This is a genomic window from Pseudomonas sp. NBRC 111127 (genome assembly GCF_001320345.1).
Taxonomy (GTDB): domain Bacteria; phylum Pseudomonadota; class Gammaproteobacteria; order Pseudomonadales; family Pseudomonadaceae; genus Aquipseudomonas; species Aquipseudomonas juntendi.
Genome location: NZ_BCBD01000105.1, coordinates 1 through 19,367 on the forward strand (window position 1 = coordinate 1; position 19,367 = coordinate 19,367).

Below are 19,367 nucleotides of genomic sequence, written 5' to 3' on the forward strand. Positions count from 1 at the left end.
CGAGCTGGAAGTGCAGTACAACGCGGACCACCGCGTGGTCGCCAGCCGTGATTATGGCGGCGAACGTTACGTCATCGAGCTGGACGAACACGGCAACATGGTTGGTCTGACATTGCCGGACGGTAACCGCCTGCAATTCAAGTACGACGAGTTCTCCCGCCTGCTCGAAGAGACCGACCCACTCGGCCGCAAGACCACCTACGAATATCATCACCTGACTACACTGGTGACCCAGGTCAGCTACCCGGACGGCAGCACCTGGCGAGCGCGCTACGACGACAAGGGCAACCTGCTCGCCGAATTCGATGCCCTCGGCCAGATGACCGAGTACCTGAACAGCGATGACGGCCTGCCGCACACCATCATCGATGCGACCTACAAGTCCAAGTACCTGTGGTGGAACACCCTGGCCCAGGTCGAGCGTTACCAGGATTGCTCAGGCAAGAGCACGTATTATCGCTACGACGAGCGCCAGCACCTCGTTGCGGTGACCGACGCGCTGAACCAGACCACCACGCTGGAACGCAAGCCCGACGGCGAAGTGCTGCGCATCAGCCACCCGGACGGCACCACGGAAACCTTCACCTACAACGCCTACGGTCAGGTGCTCAGCCACACCGACGGCAAGGGCCAGACCACCCGCCTGATACGCACGGCCCGCGGCCTGCCGAGCAGCCGCCAGGATGCCAAGGGCCAGCGGGTTCGCTACGAGTATGACAAGGCCATTCGCCTGACCGCGCTGGTCAACGAAAACAATGCCACGTACAGCTTTGCCTACGACGTGTCGGACCGGCTGAGCGAAGAAGTGCGGGTGGATAACCTGACCCGGCGTTTCAGCTACAACGTCGGTGGCCATCTCACACGACTGGATGAGATTGGCTATGGCGAGAATGCCGAGCGGCCAGAGCGCCATACGCTCTTTGAGCGTGATGCCATTGGCCGTTTGATTGCCAAGCTCAATAGCGATGCGCGGCAAGACTTCGTCTACGACGACGGCGACCGGTTGCTGAGCATCGAGCGGCAACCGACCGGGATCGGCAAGCAGCTTGGGATCACAGAAGAAAAGCTGGAGTACACCTACGATCTGCTAGGCCGGCTAACGAAAGAAATCACCCCCGATGGGACGCTAGCCTACGAGTACGACCCGCTCAGCAACCTGACCACGCTGACCCTGCCGGATGGCCGCAAGGTCAACCACCTGTACTACGGCAGCGGGCACCTGCACCAGCTGAACCTGGACGGCCAGGTCATCAGTGACATGGAGCGCGATGACCTGCACCGCGAGGTGTACCGCACCCAGGGCAAGCTCACCAGTTGCTTCGGTTATGACGCCATGGGGCGCAAGGCCTGGCAGTTTGCCTCGACCTTGCCGGCTGACAAGCTGTCGCAGGTGCACAACACCGGCATCAATACCTCTTTGCTGGTTGAGCACGCCTACAACCCGATCCACCGCCGTTACCAGTACGACCCGGCCGGTGAACTGGTACGTACCCTCGACAAGCTACGCGGTGAGATCAAGTACGAATACGAAGCCAACAGCCAGTTGCGCAGTCGTGATACTGGCTCCTTGATCGGCAGCGAGGAATTCCGCTACGACCCGGCAGCCAACCGGTTGGACTTCAATGCGCGGCAGTTCGACAAGGTCAAGGACAACCGGATCAAACAGTGGCGGGATCAGGAGTACCGCTACGACCCGTGGGGCAACCTGATCGAGAAGCGCTCGGGGCACAGCAAGCTGCAGAGCTTCAGCTACGACTGCGAGAACCGGCTGGTGCGAGCGGAGACGCTGGTCAATGGCAAGCTGGCAAGCCGAGGCGAGTACCGTTACGACAGCCTTGGGCGGCGGGTGGCCAAGCGGGCTGAAATCAACGGCGAGGTCGAACAGAAGCGCTTCCTCTGGCAAGGCTTGCGGATGCTGCGGGAGGAAACGCCTGGGCACAGCATCTTGTACCTGTACGAGCCGGGTAGCTATGCGCCGTTGGCGCGGGTTGATCAAGCTGAAGGGGAAGCGCAGAAGCTTTATTACTTCCATACTGACCAGATTGGCACGCCGTTGGAGTTGACGGACAGCGAGGGCACGGTCGTTTGGCACGCGACGTATCGTTCTTGGGGTGCGATTGAGAATCTGGCCGTCAATCAGGTCGAGCAGAATCTGCGCTTCCCAGGTCAGTACTTTGATGCTGAAACAGGACTGCACTATAATACCTTCCGATATTATGATTCTGGAGTGGGACGTTATGTCACTCAAGATCCTATTGGTTTAGATGGCGGGCTAAATCTTTATCGCTATGGTCAGAATCCGGCAGGATGGATCGACCCGTGGGGATGGGAATGTTGGAGTACTGCTCGAAAAAACTATTGGAAAGCTGAGGCCAAAGCACCTACTCGCGCCTATTCGCCCGCAAACCTTGTGCGTATGGCTGAGGGGAAAGCGCCCAAAATGACAGTTGAGGTTATTTCGCGAAAGACCGATAAGCTATCTTTTAGAGAGTACGCATTAGAACTTCACCATAATGATATTCCTCAGCGAGTGGGCGGGGCGGGTGTACATGATTCCTCAAATTTGCTCGCGCTTACTCCCTGGGAGCATGAGGCTGTCGACCAGTTTAGGCACGTAGGGTCTGACTTGATTAGGATAATTAAAGGAGTTGATGTATGGTAATCAATGACGGTTCATTGGCGGAGAATATAGTTGGGTCGTCTGCTTATAGGGAGTTACTTGCGGAGCTAGTCGACGCTACAGGTATTGAGGTTGAGTCGGAATATGCGGAAGTGTTCGCTCGTCTAGACTCTACTAAGATTGTAAAGGCAAAGGTTGATGTTGATGACTTGATGTTTATATTGACAAGCCAAATGGATCTTATAAAGCGGTATTCTCTTTCTAAGTTTCAGGCGCTTTCAGATGAAGAGGACGACCAAGAGTATCCCGTTGGCGCAGAACCTTCTGGCGACGAAAGAAGTAAAACTCTTTCGGTTGGGAAGTATTCACAAGGTTTTTTACTGACCAATCTTATTGAGTTTGCATTGGCGATGTCTGGTCATGAATGCCTGCTGGAATATATTAAATTGTGTAGAATTCCACATGCAAAAAAATATACTGACCAAATAATCAAGTTGACAGGTCTTGGCTAGCACTGACTGTCGCTATGATTGGTTTTGTTTGAGTTCGCTGTTGTGTTTTGCAGGGTGTCTGTAGTTCTTTGATAACATATTAGCTAATATTTCAAGGCGAAAGCTCCGATGTCTCTATAAATCGCTAATTCAGAAATTGCGTCTTTCATAGGAAGGGCGCCACCTCTTTGGCAGCACTGCCACAGGTCTCCACCGAGGGTGGCCACTACCGCTGGGAAACCCTCGGCGCACCCACCATCTGGGCCACCGACGTGCTCGGCCGCGAGCTGGAAGTGCAGTACAACGCTGACCACCGCGTGGTCGCCAGCCGCGATTATGGCGGCGAGCGCTACGCCATCGAGCTGGACGAACACGGCAACATGGTTGGTCTGACATTGCCGGACGGTAACCGCCTGCAATTCAAGTACGACGAATTCTCCCGCCTGCTCGAAGAAACCGATCCACTCGGCCGCAAGACCACCTACGAATATCACCACCTGACCACGCTGGTGACCCAGGTCAGCTACCCGGATGGCAGCACCTGGCAGGCGCGCTACGACGACAAGGGCAACCTGCTCGCCGAAATCGATGCCCTCGGCCAGATGACCGAGTACCTGAACAGCGATGACGGCCTGCCGCACACCATCATCGATGCGACCTACAAGTCCAAGTACCTGTGGTGGAACACCCGGGCCCAGGTCGAGCGTTACCAGGATTGCTCGGGCAAGAGCACGTACTACCGCTATGACGAGCGCCAGCACCTGGTCGCGGTAACGGACGCGCTGAACCAGACCACCACACTGGAGCGCAAGCCCGACGGCGAAGTGCTGCGTATCAGCCACCCGGACGGCACCACGGAAACCTTCACCTACAACGCCTACGGTCAGGTGCTCAGCCACACCGACGGCAAGGGCCAGACCACCCGCCTGATGCGCACGGCCCGTGGCCTGCCGAGCAGCCGTCAGGATGCCAAGGGCCAGCGGGTTCGCTACGAGTATGACAAGGCCATTCGCCTGACCGCGCTGGTCAACGAAAACAATGCCACGTACAGCTTTGCCTACGACGTTTCGGACCGGCTGAGCGAAGAAGTGCGGGTAGATAACCTGACCCGACGTTTCAGCTACAACGTCGGTGGCCATCTCACATGACTGGATGAGATTGGCTATGGCGAGAATGCCGAACGGCCAGAGCGCCATACGCTGTTCGAGCGTGATGCCATTGGCCGTTTGGTCGCCAAGATCAATCGTGATGCGAGCCAGACATTCGCATACGACGACGGTGACCGCTTGCTGAGCATCGAACGGCAACCAACCGGGATCGGCAAGCAGCTTGGGATCACGGAAGAAAAGCTTGAGTACGCCTACGATCTGCTAGGCTGTCTGACCCAAGAAATCACTTCCGACGGCACGCTCAGCTACGAGTACGACCCGCTCAGCAACCTCACCACGCTGACCCTGCCGGATGGGCGTAAGGTTCAATCACCTGTATTACGGCAGTGGCCACCTGCACCAGTTGAACCTGGACGGCCAGGTGATCAGCGACATGGAGCGCGATGACCTGCACCGCGAGGTGTACCGCACCCAGGGCAAGCTCACCAGTTGCTTCGGTTATGACGCCATGGGGCGCAAGGCCTGGCAGTTTGCCTCGACCTTGCCGGCCGACAAGCTCTCGCAAGTGCACAACACCGGCATCAACACCTCTTTGCTGGTCGAGCACGCCTACAACCCGATCCACCGCCGTTACCAGTACGACCCGGCCGGTGAACTGGTGCGTACCCTCGACAAGCTACGCGGTGAGATCAAGTACGAATACGAAGCCAACGGCCAGTTGCGCAGTCGTGATACTGGCTCCTTGATCGGCAGCGAGGAATTCCGCTACGACCCGGCAGCCAAACGCCTGGACTTCAATGCGCGGCAGTTTGCCAAGGTCAAGGACAACCGCATCAAACAGTGGCGGGATCAGGAGTACCGTTACGACCCGTGGGGCAACCTGATTGAGAGGCGCTCGGGGCACAGCAAGCTGCAGAGCTTCAGCTACGACTGCGAGAACCGGCTGGTGCGAGCGGAGACGCTGGTCAATGGCAAGCTGGCAAGCCGAGGCGAGTACCGTTACGACAGCCTTGGGCGGCGGGTGGCCAAGCGGGCTGAAATCAACGGCGAGGTCGAACAGAAGCGCTTCCTCTGGCAAGGCTTGCGGATGCTGCGGGAGGAAACGCCTGGGCACAGCATCTTGTACCTGTACGAGCCGGGTAGCTATGCGCCGTTGGCGCGGGTTGATCAAGCTGAAGGGGAAGCGCAGAAGCTTTATTACTTCCATACTGACCAGATTGGCACGCCGTTGGAGTTGACGGACAGTGACGGCAGGATCGTTTGGCAGGCGACCTATCGGTCTTGGGGAACGATTGAGCAGCTGGCGGTCAATGAAGTCGAGCAGAATCTGAGGTTCCAGGGGCAATATTTTGATGACGAATCAAATTTAATCTACAATACATTTAGATACTACGATGCCGGTATAGGGCGGTTTGTTACCCAAGATCCGATTGGATTGGCAGGAGGGTTCAATCTCTATCGTTATGCTGTGAACTCGATAAGCTGGATAGACCCTTATGGCTTGGCAGGCTTCTTCACGAGCTCAACGTTCACCGCTCCGTCCGGTAGCACTCACACCGTTTTTCAGCAGAAAATTGACTGGGATTTGCCAGTTAATACTCGCGAAGGTATCAAAACAAATCTTGATTTAGCGTCGGAGGGTAAAAGCCCTTTTGTGGTGAAGAACGGTAGTTACTCTCAGCTTAATTTGCATCACTCTAAGCAGGATGCACTTGGGTCGCTCTTTGAGTTATCAGCAGATACGCATCAGACATACGGAAGGACAAACGCGCTTCACCCTCATCTGCCGGGGCAGCATCCACATAATCCAGTAGATCGCGCTATCTTTAATGGCGACAGAGAGAGTTACTGGATGTCGAGAGCGCAGGCAGAAAAAAATATTCGTTCAAGTAAATTAACTTGTGGATAATTCAAATATGTTATCGGATAAAGTTAAAAATTTTTGCCGCCAAAAGGGCTGGTGGTATGATGATGCTAGCGCAGATTACGAGGCTGAACTAGTTAAATTAGGAATTGATGTAGGATCGGATTGTGCTGAATTCTACTTGCATGCTGAAGATGGCCCCACATTTTCCTCGGGAGGACATGAACTCTATCAGCTTGGTTGGTTCTCTAAAAATACCAAGTTTGATCTCGCGCTGAAACGCACCCATGACACCCTAGGCCTGAGTCTTGATTACATACCCTTGGATAGCTTTGAGGGTGAAAGTGGATATTACTATAATTCCAGGACCGGAGAGGTGCTTGAAATTTCCCTTGGTGAGAGGTTGGAAGCTTTCAAAGCGGGGCGACTTCGCCCGCAGTGGGGCAACTTCAATAGTTTCATTGAGTTTTATTTTGAACTGGGCTGACTCTTATGTTGATAGATATTATTATGGGGTATAGTTTTTATACCTCTAATCGTTTTGATTGATAAATATGTATGATGGCGCAATTGGAGGTCTCCGTCGAGGCTGTTCTGATAAGAGTAATTACTACCGCTACGACGAGCGCCGGTATCTGGTATCAGTGACCGGTGCGCCGAACTAAACCACCTGTCTGGAGTACAAGCCGGACGGTGAAGTTCTACGCATCGCTCTTCCGAAATAGATCAAGGAGAATTTCACTGACAACATCTACGGCCAAGTGTTCAGCCACACCGACGGCAAGGGCCAGACCACCCGCCTGATGCGCACGGCCCGTGGCCTGCCGAGCAGCCGCCAGGATGCCAAGGGCCAGCGGGTTTGCTAAGAGGACGACAAAGCCATGCGCCTGACCGCGCTGGTCAACGAAAACAACGCCACGTACAGCTTTGCCTACGACGCTTCGGACCGGCTAAGCGAAGAAGTGCGGGTGGATAACCTGCCCCGGCGTTTCAGCTACAACGTCGGTGGCCATCTGACGCGACTGGATGAGATTGGCTATGGCGAGAAGGCCGAGCGGCCCGAGCGCCGTACGCTGTTCGAGCGTGATGCCATTGGCCGTCTGGTTGCCAAGATCAACCGTGATGCGAGCCAGACATTCGCATACGACGACGGTGACCGATTGCTGAGCATCGAGCGGCAACCAACCGGGATCGGCAAGCAGCTTGGGATCACGGAAGAAAAGCTTGAGTACACCTACGATCTGCTCGGCCGTCTGACCCAAGAAATCACCCCTGAAGGCACGCTCAGCTACGAGTACGACCCGCTCAGCAACCTGACCACGCTGACCCTGCCGGATGGCCGCAAGGTCAACCACCTGTACTACCGCAGCGGTCATTTGCACCAGTTGAACCTGGACGGCCAGGTGATCAGCGACATGGAGCGCGATGACCTGCACCGCGAGGTGTACCGCACCCAGGCAAGCTCACCAGTTGCTTCGGTTATGACGCCATGGGGCGCAAAGCCTGGCAGTTTGCCTCGACCTTGCCGGCAGACAAGCTCTCGCAGGTGCATAACACCGGCATCAACACGTCGTTGCTGGTCGAGCACGCTTACAACCCGATCCACCGCCGTTACCAGTACGACCCGGCCGGTGAACTGGTGCGTACGCTGGACAAGCTACGTGGCGAGATCAAGTACGAGTATGAAGCCAATGGCCAGTTGCGCAGCCGTGATACCGGCTCGCTGGTGGGCAGCGAAGAGTTTCGTTATGACCCGGCAGCCAACCGGTTGGACTTCAATGCGCGGCAGTTTGCCAAGGTCAAGGACAACCGCATCAAACAGTGGCGGGATCAGGAGTACCGCTACGACCCGTGGGGCAACCTGATCGAGAAGCGCTCGGGGCATAGCAAGCTGCAAAGCTTCAGCTACGACTGCGAGAACCGGCTGGTGCGGGCGGAGACGTTGGTCAATGGCAAGCTGGATAGCCAAGGCGAGTACCGGTACGACAGCTTGGGGAGGCGAATAGCCAAACAGGCTGAAATGAATGGCGAGGTAGAGCAGAAGCGCTTCCTCTGGCAAGGCTTGCGGATGCTGCGGGAGGAAACGCCTGGGCAGAACATCCTGTACCTTTACGAGCCGGGTAGCTATGCGCCGTTGGCGCGAGTTGACCAGGCGGAAGCGGAAGGGCAGAAGCTCTACTATTTCCATACAGACCAAATTGGCACGCCGCTGGAGCTGACGGATAGCGACGGCAAGGTCGTTTGGCAGGCGACGTATCGTTCTTGGGGGGGGGAGATGGAGCAGCTAACGATCAATGGAGTAGAGCAGAACATACGATTCCAAGGTCAGTATTTTGATTACGAATCGAGCCTAAATTACAATACCTTTAGGTTTTACGACCCAGGAACTGGGCGATTTATCACTCAGGATCCAATTGGTGTCAGAGGCGGTGCTAATTTATATGTCTATGTGCTGGCGCCGACTATGTGAGTTGACCCTTTGGGTTGGGTGCCTTGGGAGAAAAATGGTTTTGATAGCTGGTTCAATAGGGCCTCAGTTCAAGATATTGTTGATAACAAAAAATCTGTAGAAGCTGCCCTTCGGAGCCCGAGAGGTAAGCATGAAATGTTTCCTGTCTCTATAGCGGCGAAGGCAAAAGAACTTGGCTTTACCGCTCAGGAGCTCAAGGAAATGATGGTGCCGACTAAAGATATTACTTTTGTGGGTGTAACAGACAAACATGGTAATCCTGGGCCGGACGGTCCGCACCATGGTAGTAGAGCGGGAAGGCTATTCCATAATAATTTAATCAAAGATTTGAATGGCGCGCAAAGCAAATCTTAAGCGCTTAGCGTGATCGATTCACATCACGGCAAGCACATGAAACTAGGAGCATGCTAAATGGGATCTTATGATATTGAACGGCATGAAAAAGTTCATGTTTGGGTAGGTATAAGTTTCTCTTCGGAGGATGACTATCTGCAGTATTTTGAGTTGGACTATTCTGTGGATTTGGATGATCCAGCATACAAAGTTTGTGGGTTTTGCAGGGATATTGGCGTGAGATGGTACGACGAGGATTTCATAGGGATTATACCAAGGAAAGCGGTGGAGGTGAGTCTAGATGAAATCTTGATTGAGTCTGCGGTTGATTCTAGTTGTATTGAAGATTTAAAGGCGGAGTGTTTTAGGCTTGGTATTACTAAGGCTAATGCAATTTTTTGGTATTCCGATAGTGGTACGGATATTTCCAAGCCTCTAAAGTCGAATTATAATGGCTTGAAGTATGTGGGATTATATGAGGGTGAATGACAAGCTCGGCATAGGTCTCGATGAGCTTGCGGTTGGCGTTCAGTGCCAGATTTTTTAGTGATCGGATCTAATTTCGGATGTGCGGTCATGTATTTTAATTTAAAGCCCTAATGCATGTGTTGTTGGATGTATCGACAACCCGCACAAGCAGGTGTACCTGGTGTGCACCGAGGGCGGCCACTACATCCTGTAGACCCTCGATAAATTGTTCCTCTACTAAGGCGAAGTACCGGACACCATCACCGAAGTACCGCTGCAGCGTATTGAGAATGTCCTCGACCAACCGCGATGCTCGACAGGATTTCGAATACGACACCGGCGACCGGCTGCTGAGCATCGAGCGGCAACCAACCGGGATCATGGAAGAAAAGCTGGAATACACCTACGATCTGCTAGGCCGGCTAACGAAAGAAATCACCCCCGATGGGACGCTAGCCTACGAGTACGACCCGCTCAGCAACCTGACCACGCTGACGTTGCCGGATGGGCGCAAGGTTAATCACCTGTATTACGGCAGCGGTCACCTGCACCAGTTGAACCTGGACGGCCAGGTGATCAGCGACATGGAGCGCGATGACCTGCACCGCGAGGTGTACCGCACCCAGGGCAAGCTCACCAGTTGCTTCGGTTATGACGCCATGGGGGCGCAAGGCCTGGCAGTTTGCCTCGACCTTGCCAGCCGACAAGCTGTCGCAGGTGCACAACACCGGCATCAACACGTCGTTGCTGGTCGAGCACGCCTACAACCCGATCCACCGCCGTCACCAGTACGACCCTTCCGGTGAACTGGTGCGTACGCTGGACAAGCTACGTGGCGAGATCAAGTACGAGTATGAGGCCAATGGCCAGTTGCGCAGCCGTGATACCGGCTCGCTGGTGGGCAGTAAAGAGTTTCGTTATGACCCGGCGGCCAACCGGTTGGACTTCAATGCGCGTCAGTTTGACAAGGTCAAGGACAACCGGATCAGGCAGTGGCGGGATCAAGAGTACCGCTACGACGCGTGGGGCAACTTGATCGAGAAGCGCTCGGGGCACAGCAAGCTGCAGGGCTTCAGCTACGACTGCGAGAACCGGCTGGTGCGGGCGGAGACGTTGGTCAATGGCAAGCTGACAAGCCTAGGCGAGTACCGTTACGACAGCCTTGGGCGGCGGGTGGCCAAGCGGGCTGAGATCAATGATGAAGTCGAACTGAAACACTTTCTGTGGCAAGGCTTACGGATGCTGCAGGAGGAAACGCCTGGGCAGAACATCCTGTACCTTTACGAGCCGGGTAGCTATGCGCCGTTGGCGCGGGTTGATCAGGTTGAAGGGGGAGGGCAGAAGGTCTATTACTTCCATACGGATCAGATTGGTATGCCGTCGGAGTTGACGGATAGTGAGGGCAAGATTGTTTGGCAGACTACGTATCTTTCTTGGGGGGCGCTAGAGCAACTGCCTGCTAGTAAGATTACGCAGAACTTACGCTTTCAGGGTCAGTACTTCGATGGCGAAACGGGGCTTAACTACAATACCTACCGATATCATGATTCTGAATCAGGCCGCTTTATTACTCAAGACCCGATCGGGCTAGCGGGTAGTTTGAATCTATATTAGTACGCAGTGAATCCTATGATATGGACTGATCCTTGGGGATTGACATGCATCGACTGATGCTAAAGCACTTAGGGCTAATATGGTGGCGGCGAGTAAGTCCGAGCCCGCGTTTAAGAACTCGGCGCACCATATTGTCATGTCCAACTCGAGCGATGTTAGAATGGTGGCGCTTCAAACTAAAATGGAGCGCTTGAGGATAGATATCAATGGTGCGGAAAATGGCATTTTCTTACCCTCGTATAGTAAAGTTAAGCTTCCTCCAGGCAGCACCTTGCCCAATCATGCAAGCATTCACACCAATGCTTATAAGCAGAAGGTCTTTGATCGCTTGGTCGATATAAATAACAGTAGTGACTTCTTGACTGAGTTGAACAAGATCAACTCTGAAATTGCCCGTGGAATATTCTAGGCAGGATCAAAAGCATGCATGATTTAAAATATCTTGAACGAAAATATCTAGAAATTGAACCGCGAACAGAGGAGGTCCTGTCTTCTTTGTTGTCTGAGGCTTTATGCAGGTCGAGACGAATAGTGATAAGCAAGGGGGCGCTATATAACGTCAGTCCATATGAAATCGAGCGGGCCGGATTTAAAAAAGGGAAAGCTTTGAGAAAAATTCCATCTCATACAAAAAATACTCATGTGTATCATTTGGATGAGCATGATAAAGTGATCTTTTTGGAGATTTATGGACAGTCTGAAAGCATCATCAATAAGGAATTCTACTGCTATGGCGGCGGATGTATTGAGCGGGTCCATTTTACCAGTGCTGGAAAGCTTAGAAATATTTCGATTTCATTGCTTGAAGAGGGAGCGGTGGTGAAAGATATAAACTGGGGGCAGTACGGGTGCAGTGAGTCAAATTATGTCTACGCTGATAAACGCCTAGAAAAAATACACGTTCGGCAAAAAGAGCATACTGAATCTGCATTTAGTGACTTTGAAGTGAGCTTTGAATATGATTCCGGCGAGTTGGTGAGTATAAAAAATTTCTTCCCTAATGGTTATGAAGAGCAGCGATTTCCTTGACGTAAATGCAAGGTCCAAGCCTCACGGTTGCAGTGTAGTTCGCGTGAACAGCCGCCAGCACGCCGAGAGCCAGTGGATTCGCTGCTAGCATGACAAAGCGCAGCACCTGACCGCGCTGTTCAACGAAAACAACGCCACCTACAACCGGGATCGGCAAGCAGCTTTGGATAACGCAAGATGAGCTATATAGATATCATAGAATCTGAAATCAACGCCAGCGTGGAAGACCCCGCATACGCTGGGGGGGCATCGAATGAAGCGATAGCAGACTACGAGAAAGCTCTTGGTGTTAATTTTCCATTATCTTACAAACAGTTTTTGAAGAAATATGGTGCGCTGTCGTTTGCGGGTGACACTTACTATGGCATAACCAAGAGCGGTATTGGTGCAACTTCTGTTCCTAACGTGGCTTATGCCACAAACAGTGCTAGAGCTGATGGCGATGCAAATGAATCGATGATTGTAGTGAAAGCTTCTGGCTATGGTCTGATATACTCCATAGATGTCTCGACTCTCGGAGCTACTGGCGAGCCCGTCATTGTTGAAACTCAGCTATCGTTCAAGCGAACCAAGGAAAAAAATGTAATTTATCAAAGTTTCGAGGATTTTTTTGTGGCCTCGATTAGACAAGCGATTAGGGAGCTTTAAGTACGACAAGGCCATTCGCCTGACCGCGCTGGTCAACGAAAACAACGCTACGTACAGCTTTGGCTACGACGCTTCAGACCGGCTGAGCGAATAAGTGCGGGTAGATAACCTGACCCGACGTTTCAGCTACAACGTCGGTGGCCATCTGACGCGACTGGATGAGATTGGCTATGGCGAGAATGCCGAACGGCCCGAGCGCCATACGCTGTTCGAGCGTGATGCCATTGGCCGCTTGATCGCCAAGATCAACAGCGATGCAACGCAGACATTCGCATACGACGACGGTGACCGCTTGCTGAGCATCGAACGGCAACCAACCGGGATCGGCAAGCAGCTTGGGATAACGGAAGAAAAGCTTGAGTACGCCTACGATCTGCTCGGCTGTCTGACCCAAGAAATCACTTCCGACGGCACGCTCAGCTACGAGTACGACCCGCTCAGCAACCTCACCACGCTGACCCTGCCGGATGGGCGTAAGGTCAATCACCTGTATTACGGCAGTGGCCACCTGCACCAGTTGAACCTGGACGGCCAGGTGATCAGCGACATGGAGCGCGATGACCTGCACCGCGAGGTGTACCGCACCCAGGGCAAGCTCACCAGTTGCTTCGGTTATGACGCCATGGGGCGCAAGGCCTGGCAGTTTGCCTCGACCTTGCCGGCCGACAAGCTCTCGCAAGTGCACAACACCGGCATCAACACCTCTTTGGTGGTCGAGCACGCCTACAACCCGATCCACCGCCGTTACCAGTACGACCCTGCCGGTGAACTGGTGCGTACGCTGGACAAGCTACGTGGCGAGATCAAGTACGAGTATGAAGCCAATGGCCAGTTGCGCAGCCGTGATACCGGCTCGCTGGTGGGCAGCGAAGAGTTCCGCTATGACCCGGCAGCCAACCGCCTAGACTTCAATGCGCGTCAGTTTGACAAGGTCAAGGACAACCGGATCAGGCAGTGGCGGGATCAAGAGTACCGCTACGACGCGTGGGGCAACCTGATCGAGAAGCGCTCGGGGCATAGCAAGCTGCAAAGCTTCAGCTACGACTGCGAGAACCGGCTGGTGCTGGCGGAGACGTTGTTCAATGGCAAGCTGGCAAGCCGAGGCGAGTACCGTTACGACAGCCTTGGGCGGCGGGTGGCCAAGTGGGCTGAAATCAACGGCGAGGTGGAACAGAAGCGCTTTCTCTGGCAAGGCTTGCGGATGCTGAGGGAGGAAAAGCGTGGGCACAGCATCTTGTACCTGTACGAGCCGGGTAGCTATGCGCCGTTGGCGCGGGTTGATCAGGTTGAATGGGAAGGGCAGAAGGTCTATTACTTCCATACAGACCAGATTGGTACGCCGCTGGAGTTGACGGACAGCGAGGGCACGGTCGTTTGGCAGGCGAGGTATCGTTCGTGGGGAGCATTAGAGCAACTAGTTATCGGTGAGGTCGAGCAGAACCTTCGGTTTCAGGGGCAGTACTTGGATGAAGAATCGGCTTTGCACTACAATACCTTCCGTTATTATGACTCTACTGATGGGAGGTATATTTCTCAGGACCCAATTGGAATTGACGGTGGATTTAATCTCTACTTACATGCCCCCAATCCTGTTGCTTGGGTCGACCCTTTAGGATGGGTGGCAGAAACTGCTCCTGGCTATTTTGTTTACGCGCTTTATGATAAAGGGGCTAAAGATCCTTACTACATTGGATTTACCGATAACGTAACCAGGCGCCGTGGTGAGCATATTGCTAGTGGCAGACTGAATGGTGGAAAGATGAAGGTCCTTGATCGTAATGGCACTTATGGGCAAGCGCGAGGTTACGAGCAAGCTTACATCGAGCATCACGGTACCAAAACTGGTGTTGTAGGTGAGGCTATATCTGACACTAATAGAGGTAATAAGATTAATTCGTACGACCATCAGAGTAAGATGAGATCCGCAACTCGCGAGCAGTACTTTGAAAGTAGCTTCAATGCGAAAACATCAAGTCTCGGCGGAAAAATCAATGTCGAGCTCCATAGCCTGCTGAGGGGTTTAAACGATGGGGTGGTGGAATGCACCAAATCAAACTGAATTGATTATTGGCGATATTCCCATGGATCGGATTGGGAATCTGTTGGAGGAGCTGCAGGAAATATATCTCGAATCTTTGGGGCGGCGGCCGACAATTGATGAGGTACGGTATATGGTTGAATTGTCTCTTAAAGTTAATGGTCCCGGCTTGTTTCATGAACTGCACACCAGTTCAGATGATTATGAGGATGTTCAAGTGCGCAAAAATAAAGCTGTCAAGTACTCTGCAGGTGATGTTGTTGCCTTCAAGGTTGATAAGAAATTATATGGGTTTGCGAGGCTGATAAAGAAGATTGAATTAGGTTATGTATCTGAAATTTACTCCGAAACAGCTGCTTCGCCCAGTGAAGGTCTATCTGTCATAAATAAAATAAAAAAATTCCCAGCTATATTGGATACTTTTTCGTTGTTGGAAATGGGGGAGGGGGAGTGGTGTGTGGTTGGTAATGCGAAAGGGCAAAATGATGAGAAAGTGGACGGGTTGAAATTTGTGTTCGGAACTGCTCCATATGACTTGAAAAGCATAGATGTTAATGAGAATGAGCAAAAAATATCGGAAGACGATTCTATAGGATTGCCTCCATACGAGCAGATGGGGGATGAAGACGTCAAGGAGCTCTTTGAAGACGATTGACATTTGAAAGGTAGTTTTGATGCGTGTGTAGTGATTTTTAGTGTTTCTTTGTTTGCTTGGCATGCGCGGGTGAATATAGATGCATGAATTTTAAGTTTTAGTTTCTGTTGTGTTGATGCATCTGGCGCATATTTTAGATGCGGAAATAGTGATTTTTTCGGCAGGGGTCTTTGGTTCCCGGCGAACGATCTTTAACATCATTGGAGCAGAACCGGGTGCCGACTTTGTTAATTCGCTTTTTAAAGGGATGCTTCGCTTCTAGGGCGAAATCGACAGCCGCTAGTGTTTCCACAACGTCTACGGTCACGTACTCAGCCACACCGACGGCAAGGGCCAGACCACCCGCCTGATGCGCACCGCCCGTGGCCTGCCGAGCAGCCGCCAGGATGCTAAGGGCCAGCGGGTTCGCTACGAGTACGAGAAGGCCATTCGCCTGACAGCGCTGGTCAACGAAAACAGCGCCACGTACAGCTTTGCCTACGACGCTTCGGACCGGCTGAGCGAAGAAGTGCGGGTAGATAACCTGACCCGACGTTTCAGCTACAACGTCGGTGGCCATCTCACACGACTGGATGAGATTGGCTATGGCGACAATGCCGAACGGCCAGAGCGCCATACGCTGTTCGAGCGTGATGCCATTGGCCGCTTGGTCGCCAAGATCAATCGTGATGCGAGCCAGACATTCGCATACGACGACGGTGACCGCTTGCTGAGCATCGAACGGCAACCAACCGGGATCGGCAAGCAGCTTGGGATCACAGAAGAAAAGCTGGAGTACACCTACGATCTGCTCGGCCGTCTGACCAAAGAAATCAGCCCTGACGGCACGCTTGGCTACGAGTACGACCCGCTCAGCAACCTGACCACGCTGACCCTGCCGGATGGCCGCAAGGTGAATCACCTGTACTACGGCAGCGTTCACCTGCACCAGTTGAGCCTGCACCGCGAGGTGTACCGCACCCAGGGCAAGCTCACCAGTTGCTTCGGTTATGACGCCATGGGGCGCAAGGCCTGGCAGTTTGCCTCGACCTTGCCGGCCGACAAGCTCTCGCAGGTGCACAACACCGGCATCAATACCTCTTTGCTGGTCGAGCACGCCTACAACCCGATCCACCGCCGTTACCAGTACGACCCGGCCGGTGAACTGGTACGTACGCTGGACAAGCTGCGTGGCGAGATCAAGTACGAATATGAAGCCAACGGCCAGTTGCGCAGTCGCGATACCGGCTCGCTGATCGGCAGTGAGGAGTTCCGCTACGATCCGGCAGCCAACCGCCTGGACTTCAATGCGCGGCAATTCGACAAGGTCAAGGACAACCGCGTCAAACAGTGGCGGGATCAGGAGTACCGCTACGACCCATGGGGTAACCTGACCGAGAAGCGCTCGGGGCACAGCAAGCTGCAGCACTTTACCTATGACTGCGAGAACCGGCTGGTTAGGGCTGAGACGGTGGTCAATGGCAAGCTGGAGAGCCAAGGCGAGTACCGGTACGACAGCCTGGGTCGACGGGTTGCCAAGCGGGCTGAAATCAATGGCAAGGCCGAGCAGAAACGTTTTCTCTGGCAAGGCTTGCGGATGCTGAGGGAGGAAACGCCTGGGCACAGCATCTTGTACCTGTACGAGCCGGGTAGCTATGCACCGTTGGCGCGGGTCGGTCAAGTTGAAGGGGAAGGGCAGGAAGTCTATTACTTCCATACGGACCAGATTGGGACGCCGCTGGAACTGACGGACAGAGAGGGTGAGATTGTTGGCAGGCGACATATCATTCTTGGGGGGAGATAGAGCAACTGACGGTCAACCAAGTTATGCACCACATGCGCTTTCAAGGTCAATACTGTGATCTTGAGACAGGGCTGCATTACAATGGTTTTAGATGTTATGATCCACAAGTTGGCCGTTTCGTAACGCAAGATCCGTTGAATATCGACGGCGGAATGAATCTCTATGGGTATGCTCTAAATCCGATCCTATGGTTGGAACCACTTGGGCTATCCTGTGGGTCTGATGCGAAAAAAACTTGCAGACAGCCTCGGTAGCAAACCGGTAGGTGGAGGGCAGTCTGACGCGCATCGCATTATAATGTCCAACTCAAAAGACGCCAGAATGATAGCCTTGAGAAAGCAAATGAAAGAACTGGGGATCGATATCAATAATAGGAAGAATGGCATTTGGTTGCCAAATACAGAATCTGCTAGAGTTCCGGGAACACTAGCGACGCCACATAAGGGAGCTGGCATACATGGAAATGCCTACAAGCAACCAGGAGGTAGCGGTGATTCCTGATAAGTTTAAGGGTTTGCTTGAGATTCTAAAATCTAAGCTTGATATGGATCTTTCTGAAAGTGCGGGCGTGCAGCGCATAATAAGTGAAGACGTAAAATGGTCCAGGGGGCCAAGTTTTTCTATATTGCCTTATGGTCTTGAATTAGGTGGGGTTACTCCCTCTCCCATTCTCAATGCTGAGCCCAAGAATAAAAAAAATTGCTTTAAGTTTTATTGCTCTGAGCGATATGGTTTTTATAGGTCCGATATATATGGTGTGGACTCGACTGTGATAGAAACTGAGATATATCAGGTGGAGGGGCAATCTACTTATTCAATTCGTTTCGACGATGATGAAAATGCTATTAGGGCGTCTGGGGTTATATTTGAGAATGGAGTCCCAAATATATCATGCCGCGTGGAAGACGATGGTGAATATTGTTGTTATGAGTATAGGTATGAGGCAGCAACGATAACATCTATGATTGTATATGCGAGCAATAGTGCTCCTGGCACAGAGATATTCATTGAGCGAAATGGCGAAAACGTGGTTGGCTTATATTTTTGCAGTAAAGATTCAAGAATATATATTTACAAGGTTTAGTTGTAGAAGTGATGCGTGGCTATTTGTAGGGCCTTAAATATAGAGCGCCATATTTACAGGGTTTTTTGTTGATAAATCTTATTGAGTTTGGATTGGCAGTGGCTGGTCGTGAATGCCTGCTAGAATATATTAAGTTGTGTAGAATCCCGCATTCACAAAATATAATTTTCAAATAATAGGTCTTGGGTGGTTCTGACTTTCGCTATGGTTTGTTTGAACTTGCTAGAGTTGTGTTTTGCAGGTGTCCATAGTTCTTTAATAACATGTTAGGTAATATTTCGGGGCGAAAGCCCCGATGTCTCTTTAAATCGTCAATTCAGAAATTGCGTTTTCATCGGAAGGGCGCCACCTCTTCGGCAGCACTGCCACAGGCCTGGACCGAAGGTGGCCACTTCGCTACGACCTCGATAGCCGCACCAGCTGGGCCACCGACGTGCTCGGCCGCGAGCTGGAAGTGCAGTACAACGCTGACCATCGCGTGGTCGCCAGCCGCGATTATGGCGGCGAGCGCTACGCCCGCCCAGTTCGACCAAGAACAAGGAAGGCAAGCGCGATCCTGAAATGCATCAAACGAAGAAGGACAACCAGTATTATTTCGGCATGAAGGCCCACATCGGCGCGGATGCTGAATCGGGTCTGGTGCATTACGTTCATGGTACCGCCGCGAACGTAGCTGACGTGACGGAGGTCGCTCAGCTATTGCATGGCGAAGAGAATGTCGTGTGTGCGGATGCGGGTTACACAGGCGTGGAAAAGCGGCCAGAACACGAGCGGCGGCAGGTGATATGGCAGGTCGCTGCCCACCGCAGCACCCACAAACACTTGAGCAAACGCAGCGTGCTCTACCAAGCCAAGCGCAAGATCGAAAAGGCCAAGGCGCAAGTGCGTGCGATGGTGGAGCACCCGTTCCGGGTGATTAAACGCCAGTTCGTCTATGTGAAGACTCGTCTTCGCGGCTTGGCCAAGAACACGGCGCAACTGACCCCGCTATTTGCCCTGTCGAATCTGTGGATGGTGCGCCGGCAATTATTGCCTGCTGCGGGAGAGGTGCGTCCGCGAGTCCAGATACCCAAGGCTTTGCCTTGGTTATCCAACAGTCAGCGACTGAAAATCGGGCTTTTCGGCATCCCTAAGCTGCCTATTTTCGACTGATGAGCAACA

9 protein-coding genes and 7 pseudogenes are annotated in these 19,367 nt (G+C 52.9%); all 16 read left to right on the forward strand.

Translation table 11 applies throughout. The annotated features are described in order from the left end of the window. Positions 1–2,662 (forward strand): RHS repeat-associated core domain-containing protein (locus APH30_RS18210; protein ID WP_177333751.1); only part of this gene is annotated, 2,662 nt, incomplete at its 5' end. After that, on the forward strand, positions 2,656–3,132 hold the full coding sequence (locus tag APH30_RS18215) for a hypothetical protein (protein ID WP_054913366.1): 477 nt from the start codon (positions 2,656–2,658) through the stop codon (positions 3,130–3,132). The genes APH30_RS18210 and APH30_RS18215, both read left to right, overlap by 7 nt. A gap of 197 nt (positions 3,133–3,329) precedes the next feature. Then, positions 3,330–5,727: pseudogene (locus APH30_RS29625) on the forward strand (RHS repeat-associated core domain-containing protein); the annotation flags it as partial. Positions 5,728–5,847: 120 nt separating this feature from the next. After that, positions 5,848–6,129, forward strand: a pseudogene (locus APH30_RS29630) (HNH/ENDO VII family nuclease); the annotation flags it as partial. Continuing rightward, a complete protein-coding gene (locus APH30_RS28140) occupies positions 6,122–6,571 on the forward strand; it encodes a hypothetical protein (RefSeq protein ID WP_236184457.1) in 450 nt (149 codons plus the stop codon). The pseudogene APH30_RS29630 and the gene APH30_RS28140, both read left to right, overlap by 8 nt. Before the next feature lie 103 nt (positions 6,572–6,674). Continuing rightward, positions 6,675–8,548, forward strand: a pseudogene (locus APH30_RS29635) (RHS repeat-associated core domain-containing protein); the annotation flags it as partial. 15 nt (positions 8,549–8,563) lie between these two features. Then, a complete protein-coding gene (locus tag APH30_RS28835) occupies positions 8,564–8,908 on the forward strand; it encodes a hypothetical protein (protein ID WP_156326543.1) in 345 nt (114 codons plus the stop codon). Between the two features lie 57 nt (positions 8,909–8,965). Further along, positions 8,966–9,376, forward strand: coding sequence for an immunity 22 family protein (locus APH30_RS18245; protein ID WP_054913368.1), 411 nt, complete (start codon positions 8,966–8,968; stop codon positions 9,374–9,376). Between the two features lie 281 nt (positions 9,377–9,657). Then, positions 9,658–11,378, forward strand: a pseudogene (locus APH30_RS18250) (RHS repeat-associated core domain-containing protein); the annotation flags it as partial. Positions 11,379–11,392: 14 nt separating this feature from the next. After that, positions 11,393–11,998 (forward strand): hypothetical protein, encoded by a 606-nt coding sequence (locus APH30_RS28160; protein WP_082416209.1) that lies wholly within the window; start codon positions 11,393–11,395, stop codon positions 11,996–11,998. Positions 11,999–12,175: 177 nt separating this feature from the next. Continuing rightward, a complete protein-coding gene (locus tag APH30_RS18260) occupies positions 12,176–12,646 on the forward strand; it encodes an SMI1/KNR4 family protein (protein ID WP_054913370.1) in 471 nt (156 codons plus the stop codon). Beyond that, positions 12,642–14,261: pseudogene (locus APH30_RS18265) on the forward strand (RHS repeat-associated core domain-containing protein); the annotation flags it as partial. The gene APH30_RS18260 and the pseudogene APH30_RS18265, both read left to right, overlap by 5 nt. A gap of 412 nt (positions 14,262–14,673) precedes the next feature. Continuing rightward, a complete protein-coding gene (locus APH30_RS18270; protein WP_054913371.1) occupies positions 14,674–15,339 on the forward strand; it encodes a cytoplasmic protein in 666 nt (221 codons plus the stop codon). 346 nt (positions 15,340–15,685) lie between these two features. Next, positions 15,686–17,337, forward strand: a pseudogene (locus APH30_RS29640) (RHS repeat-associated core domain-containing protein); the annotation flags it as partial. A gap of 242 nt (positions 17,338–17,579) precedes the next feature. Next, complete coding sequence (locus APH30_RS28840) at positions 17,580–18,206, forward strand: hypothetical protein (protein WP_177333750.1); 627 nt, start codon at positions 17,580–17,582, stop codon at positions 18,204–18,206. Positions 18,207–18,716: 510 nt separating this feature from the next. Continuing rightward, positions 18,717–19,259 (forward strand): annotated as a pseudogene (locus tag APH30_RS18280) (IS5 family transposase); the annotation flags it as partial. Positions 19,260–19,367: the final 108 nt, after the last annotated feature.

Bases quoted from the DNA above. Each gene is read 5' to 3' on its own strand.
- APH30_RS18215 (WP_054913366.1), top strand. From the start codon at position 2,656: ATGGTAATCAATGACGGTTCATTGGCGGAGAATATAGTTGGGTCGTCT.
- APH30_RS18245 (WP_054913368.1), top strand. From the start codon at position 8,966: ATGGGATCTTATGATATTGAACGGCATGAAAAAGTTCATGTTTGGGTA.
- APH30_RS28160 (WP_082416209.1), top strand. From the start codon at position 11,393: ATGCATGATTTAAAATATCTTGAACGAAAATATCTAGAAATTGAACCG.
- APH30_RS18260 (WP_054913370.1), top strand. From the start codon at position 12,176: ATGAGCTATATAGATATCATAGAATCTGAAATCAACGCCAGCGTGGAA.
- APH30_RS18270 (WP_054913371.1), top strand. From the start codon at position 14,674: ATGGGGTGGTGGAATGCACCAAATCAAACTGAATTGATTATTGGCGAT.
- APH30_RS28840 (WP_177333750.1), top strand. From the start codon at position 17,580: ATGGAAATGCCTACAAGCAACCAGGAGGTAGCGGTGATTCCTGATAAG.